The following is a 6,000-nucleotide window of genomic DNA, read 5'->3' on the forward strand; positions in this document are numbered from 1 at the left end:
CTCGCCCTCGCTGCGGGCGCCCGTTTCGGGTAGGCCTTCGCTGACTTCCGCCGCACCGCCGACGTCCTTGGGGCATGGCGCCGCGCAGCTTTTGAGTACTGCTACTCAGGTGGCCGGTGGTGGTGTTTGGTCATGATGGCCGTGCCACTGCTTCGAGGGGTCAGAGGGGTCCGTGGTTGGCGGTTGTGTGTGCTGGCCTGTGGCGTTTTTCGGGGTGTTCGCCGGTGCGTGTGCCTGGGGTCTGATGGGTACGATCGATCGGTTACTGGTCTGGGGAGAGGCTGGTGTGGTGCCAGTCGTAGGGGGTGGGGTGGGCCATGTCTGATCGGGCGACCGAGTTCGACCGCATGATGAATCCGTGGGCGTACGACGCGAACGGCCAGTTGACTGCTGCGGCCAGGCGTCAGGAGGTTGCCCGGACGCAGATCAACTCGGCGGGTTCGCCGGGCGGTGCTTCCGGGGGGAAGCTCGAGGCCGAGGTGGGCGCGTTGGACGGCGCGGCCACGAATGCCGAGCAGATCAACGGCCGTCTCGGCGGTGAGTGCAAGGGTGCGGACGACAAGATGGGTGCGGTCGCGGGCGGACTTCCGGGGTTCGGGGGCGGGGCGGCGTGCAAGGATGCCTCGGGGACCTGGGACAAGCAGGTCGAGGCGTTGTCGAAGGTCATCGGTGGGCTGGCGCAGAAGCTTCGGACGACGGCCAAGGGCTATCGCGACGCCGAGGCCGAGGCCGTCAGGTCTTTCGAGCAGAACGGGGGCTGATACGTCGTGGTGGACTTCTATGATCTGACGAACGCGAAAGTTGATTCCCTGGGTACGGCCGCGGGCGCCTGGGACGAGATCGCCGGGAAGCTCAGGGCGATGGACGGCGAGTGGAACAGCGGTGTCGTCGGCAAGGTCAATGGTTCCGGGTGGACCGGGAAGGACGCCGATGCGGCGAAGCCGGCACTGCAGCGCGGTAACGACCAGCTCAACGCCGCGGCGGTCGAGGCCGGCGCGCTCGCGTCCGTGCTGCGGGAGGCGGCGACGGACATCCAGGCCGCGAAGGACAAGCTGAGCGCGCTGGTGACGGAAGCCACCACGGCCGGCCTCACCGTCAGCTCCGACGGTACGGTCAGCTGGCCGGACCCTGACAAGGCCATCAAGAACGACCCGCAGGCGGCCGCCGCGTACCACGACAAGTTCCGGTCGAAAGCCGGCGACGTGCGGGCCCGGATCGACAGCGTCCTTAGGGAGGCCACCGAGGCCGACCAGCGGGCCTGTTTCGCCCTGCGCTCGGACGCCTCCGCCGACAAGGACGGCTCCTTCAACGCCCAGGCCGTCGGGGGTGGCCCAGAGGCGGACGCCAAGCGTGCCGCCCAGCTGGCCGCCAAGGGCAAGAAGCTCACCGATCCCGAACTCTTGGAGCTCAACAGCCTGTTGGCCGCCCACGGCGGCGACCCGGTGTTCACCACCAGGTTCTACGAGACGGTCGGACCGAAGGGACTGCTGGTCTTCTGGGACAACATGGTCGGCGCCGACTCCGGCGTCGGGGGCGTGAGCGACACCCGCTTGCAGCAGTACCGGGACCTGCAGAAGAACCTCGGCACCACCCTGGCCACGGCCACCCGCACCTCCAACCAGCCGCACCTGTCGGACCAGTGGGAAGCCGAGCTGCGCAAGGCGGGCGCCGAGCTGCTGTCGGAGGAACCACCGGTCGGGATGGGCACCCCACCGTACATCCCCCGCGGGTACCAGGTGCTGGCCGGCATCCTGCGGACCGGGAACTACGACCCGCACTTCCTCAACCCGATCGCCGAGCACGTCCTCCAGCTCGACGCCAAGGACACCAACCGGACGCGCCCGTTCTGGCCCGACTTCGGGGGCGACAAGCGGGGGATCTACAGCATCGTCGGTCAGGACGGGGCAGCGGGCTACCAGCCGCTCACCGGGATCCTGGAGGCCCTCGCGCACAGCCCCGAGGCGGCCACCAAGTTCTTCCACGACCAGCCCACCGCGTACAACACTGACGGCACGGTCAACCCGAACGGAAAGCCCAAGCCCGCGGACTACCTCCACTACCTGGCGCACGACAAGGAGTTCAAACCGGACACCCTCTCCGTTGAGCCGGACGTCCAGGCGAAGTCCCTGGCCAGCGGTCCGACCGCTTTCGGGCACGCGCTGGAGGCCGCGACCAGCGGGCACCCGTACGACGACATGCCCTCCACCCCAACAAAGCACAACGCCGACCAGGCGGATGTCATGAACATGGTCATGAAGGAGTTCGGGCAGGACGAGGGCGGCAGCCTCACCCGCATCACCGACAAGCCCGGCCACAGCGCGCCGCTGGCGGCCCTGCGTCCGAGCCTGGGGCGAATGGCCGCCGACTACATGGGGGACATCCAGCAGGCGATGTCCCCGTGGGACCACACGCTGCCGACCAACGGTCAAGCGGGCAGGTTCGACAGTTCCGATGTCCGCTCCCTGCTCAACGTCCTCGGCCGGGACCCGGCCGCCTACGGCAGCGTCATCAATGCCCAGCAGGCTTACACCACCGGCCTGATCCACGTGGCCTTCGCCGGCGGTGAGACCGACACCACGCGGCTCGCCCTGCCAGTGGAGAATGCCGCAGCCTCCGGCGGCACCGTGGCAGGCATCATCAACGAAGCCCGGGCCGACGCCGTGTTCAAGCAGCACGCCGCCTCGGACAAGGCCTTCAACGACGCTGTCCAGAGCGGCTCTTCCTGGGCCAAGAAGGCTTTCAGCACCGCCCTGGGCGGGATTCCCAACGTCGTCCCCGACCTGGTCGGCGTGCCCAAGCCAACGGACTTCATCGTCGACCAGATCCTGCAGTCGGTCACGGCGAGCGTTCAGCAGGACACCACGGCAGCCGCCCAGGTCGAGGCCGGCCACGGCGCGGACGGCGGCCGCAACGCCAACGCGATCAGCGCGGCCCAGGCCGTCCGCGACGCGGCGAAGGGCTCGGCCCTGACGCAGACGCAGGTCGAGCAGCTCGCCGCACGGGTCGGCGGGCAGGCCGCGCAGGGCGGTGCCGTGGGCGCCGGAGCGAACAGCACCGCCAACGGCACCAGGTGACGGCCGCACACCGCGGTGCCCGGGGCTGTGGGCTCAACAAGCCCACAGCCCCGGCGCCGGACACCGAAGCCACGGCCGGCGAGAAGACCGGCTGCCGGGTAGAAGAGGGCATAAACGGATGAAGGTACGTCGGTGGTGGATGGCTGCGGCCGCCTTGCTCGTCATCTCCACGGTCGGCGGGGGCCTGCTCCTCTGGCACCGGGCGGACGAACCGGCTCCCGCCCCGCGGCCCGCGGCCCTGATCCCGACCGGCGAGTGCCAGGGCACCCTCGACGACGCACGGTTCAGCGAGATCCTGCAGTCGGGCTCCACACCCACGGTACGCACGGATTCCGCTCCGCTGACGGAGTCCGCCCCGGCCCACCTGTCCTGCGTCGTGAGCGGCAGCGACCAGCGCAGCCTCGTCGCCACCGTCAAAGGGGCCGCGACCGAGGCAGAGCGCATTCACAACGAAGGACAACAAGTCCCGAGGGACTTCGTGGCCTTCTCCGACGGCGAGGCCGGTGACCGCTTCTCGGTGGTCCGGTTCTCCTGCGTGACCAAGTCGGCGCCCGACGGAGCGGAGCGCACCTGGTACTACACGGCGGCCCTCTACCTGAGGGATCCTGGCAACCCCGCCGTGCCGGCACCGGGAGCCCAGAGAATGGCAGAACTGTCGGTGGCCTTCGCCCGCCAGGCCGTCGGCAAGGCCCTAGGGTGCACCAACGCCATCCAGCTGCCAGACGGACCGTTCAAGTTCACGTGACCCAGACCGGGCGGCGGGCCTACCCGTCTCAGCCTTCGTGTCCCAGGTGAAAGGGCCCGGACCAGCCTGTGGTCCGGGCCTGGCCTGCCCGACTACCGCTCCTGGGCCCGGATTTGAGTATCTGTGCTCAGGTCTGCCGGGCCGCTCGCCCGTAGCCTCGTGATCAAGGCCGGCAGTCGATCGGCGCCGACACGGGGGGATGCAGATGAAGACCGGCGACCGCACCACGGTCCGCAGGACGCTGGCCGTTCTTGGCGTCACGCTCCCTCTTCTCCTGGTCGGCACAGTCGGGACCGGGGCGTGGCTCTTCGACCACGGGTACGGCCCGGTCGCTCGGCACGACAAGCCCGGGACGGACGCCGGGAAGGCCCGGGACAGCATCCAGAGCGCCCTCGAAGGCGCCGTCGGGGCCATCACCCCGCAGGTCGCGCATTCCGACGGCTGGTACTGGGTGGTCCGCGACTCGGCTCACTGGGACGGCGAGCCGAGGCCGACCTCGACCGTCTACCGCACGTGGTCGCTCCGGACCCGGATCGACCAGTCGAAGTACGAGCTCCTCGCCGACCAGCTCGCCCAGTACTGGAAGGCGCACGGCTACAACGTGGGCAGGTTCCAGAACTTCGCCGGCGCCAACACCGGCACATTCGTGACCGACGAGCGCCAAATCTCCGCCACCTCGCCCGACGGCGTCTTCATCACCCTGGAGATGGACACCCCGGGCGTGAGCCTCCAGGTCTCCCTGGACGGTGTCCAGTACGCGGGCACCGAGGTGTACGGCAAGGATCCCGTCCAGCCGGGCCGCCGACCGGACGTCTACGCGCGCCAGCTGGCCGTGGCATCCCCGACCGCGGAAGACTCGTACTGGTCGCACCGCTGACGACCGGCCCGGCCAAGACAGAAATCCCGCGCGGTCTTTGCGGACCAAGCCCCGCTCGGTCTGCCGGGTCCGGCCGTCGATGTCCTCGACCACGCTCTGACCCGGACACCGCCACACAGGCTCTCACCAGAATGCGGCCAGGGGAGCTGGACTCGGTCGAGAAGCTGGTCGAACGCCTCGCGGTGCACCTGCGGCTCGGCATCCCGGTTCCCGGCGGCACCGACCCCGAGGCCAACGACTACACCGCCCGCACCGACCCGGCCTCCGACACCGGCAACCGCATCAGCGTCGTGTTCCTCGCCCTGGTCGCCGCCTACGGCTGGACGCTGGGCACTGCGGGCGGGGGCCTGCGTGACCGCTGGCCCACGATCATCGGCCCTGACGCCGCCGCCCACTGGCACCTCGCCGGCTACGACCCGACCACCCACCGCCTGCGCATCACCGCCGACTCCCCAGCCTGGGCCGCCCAGCTCCGCCTCCAGCACCGTCGCATCCTCACCGCCCTCGAACAGCTGCGCCCTGGCACCGTCCGGGCCATCGACGTCCGTGTCGGCCCAGTCCCCGTGGTGCAGCGTGACCAGGACCCCGACGACCGGCCCGCGCGCCGCGACAACGGATCTACCGCGCAGCAGGCCCGGCCCCCGCTCGCCGACCACACCGCCTACCAGGAGCTGCGCCGCCGGATGCGCGAGGCCGCCGCCGCCCGCCAGGCCGCGCTCGACGAGGCCGCCGCCGAGCGGGAGGCCATCCTGCGCCGGCACTACAACCAACTGCGCGAGCCCGAGGACGCCCACCGGCCCGCGATCGAGGACACCCTGGTCACCGACACCAACCAGCACGCCCGCCAGCAGCGCGAACGCCACCGCGCCACCCGGGCCGGAGCGATCCCGCTGCGCACCGCCCGCCCGGCCTCGCCCCAGACCGGAGCCGCGTAAACCACGGCTCGACTCATTCGGAGAAACCCGGGACAACAGGTCGGCGGCATTGAAAAACTGACGGACCATCCGGGCCGACGCCCGAGGGAAGGTGACACCGCGTGCCCAGCACCGATCCTCTGCGCTACGCCATCGATGTAACTCTCGCCGACGTTGACGCTGTCACGGCCTTCGTGATGAGCCGACTCATCCACCACAGGTTGAACGTTGACACCGAGGAGTACAGGACCAACGCCGCCCTGCGCCGCGTGGTTCCAGCGTTTGCCGGAACCCTCGACCCTGTTGCCCATTCGGGTTGATCAGGTTTTCGTGGCGAGGTTGATCTCCAGGCGGGCGAGGTGGCTGGTGTGGGAGCGGTCGAGGGCGCGG

6 protein-coding genes are annotated in these 6,000 nt (G+C 69.9%); all 6 read left to right on the forward strand.

Translation table 11 applies throughout. The features are described from left to right. Window positions 1-317 precede the first annotated feature (317 nt). The 6 genes from ACFQ87_RS37400 to ACFQ87_RS37425 all read left to right on the forward strand — a co-directional run bounded on the left by ACFQ87_RS37400 (window position 318) and on the right by ACFQ87_RS37425 (window position 5,930). Window positions 318-761, forward strand: coding sequence for a hypothetical protein (locus tag ACFQ87_RS37400; protein WP_380615402.1), 444 nt, complete (start codon window positions 318-320; stop codon window positions 759-761). A 9-nt stretch (window positions 762-770) separates the two neighbouring features. Further along, window positions 771-3,074, forward strand: a complete 2,304-nt coding sequence (locus tag ACFQ87_RS37405) for a hypothetical protein (protein WP_380615403.1) — start codon at window positions 771-773, stop codon at window positions 3,072-3,074. 139 nt (window positions 3,075-3,213) lie between these two features. Then, the gene (locus tag ACFQ87_RS37410) at window positions 3,214-3,819 is read left to right on the forward strand and encodes a hypothetical protein (protein ID WP_380615404.1); all 606 of its coding nucleotides are present in this window, start codon (window positions 3,214-3,216) and stop codon (window positions 3,817-3,819) included. A gap of 205 nt (window positions 3,820-4,024) precedes the next feature. Then, window positions 4,025-4,696: a hypothetical protein gene (locus tag ACFQ87_RS37415; protein ID WP_380615405.1), complete on the forward strand. Its 672-nt coding sequence runs from the start codon at window positions 4,025-4,027 to the stop codon at window positions 4,694-4,696. A gap of 131 nt (window positions 4,697-4,827) precedes the next feature. Next, a complete protein-coding gene (locus ACFQ87_RS37420; protein WP_380615406.1) occupies window positions 4,828-5,631 on the forward strand; it encodes a DciA family protein in 804 nt (267 codons plus the stop codon). A 101-nt stretch (window positions 5,632-5,732) separates the two neighbouring features. Further along, window positions 5,733-5,930: a hypothetical protein gene (locus ACFQ87_RS37425; protein WP_380615407.1), complete on the forward strand. Its 198-nt coding sequence runs from the start codon at window positions 5,733-5,735 to the stop codon at window positions 5,928-5,930. The last annotated feature ends 70 nt before the right edge of the window (window positions 5,931-6,000 follow it).

Origin of the sequence: Kitasatospora sp. NPDC056531 (assembly GCF_042794375.1) — a bacterium.
In the GTDB taxonomy this organism is placed as follows: domain Bacteria; phylum Actinomycetota; class Actinomycetes; order Streptomycetales; family Streptomycetaceae; genus Kitasatospora.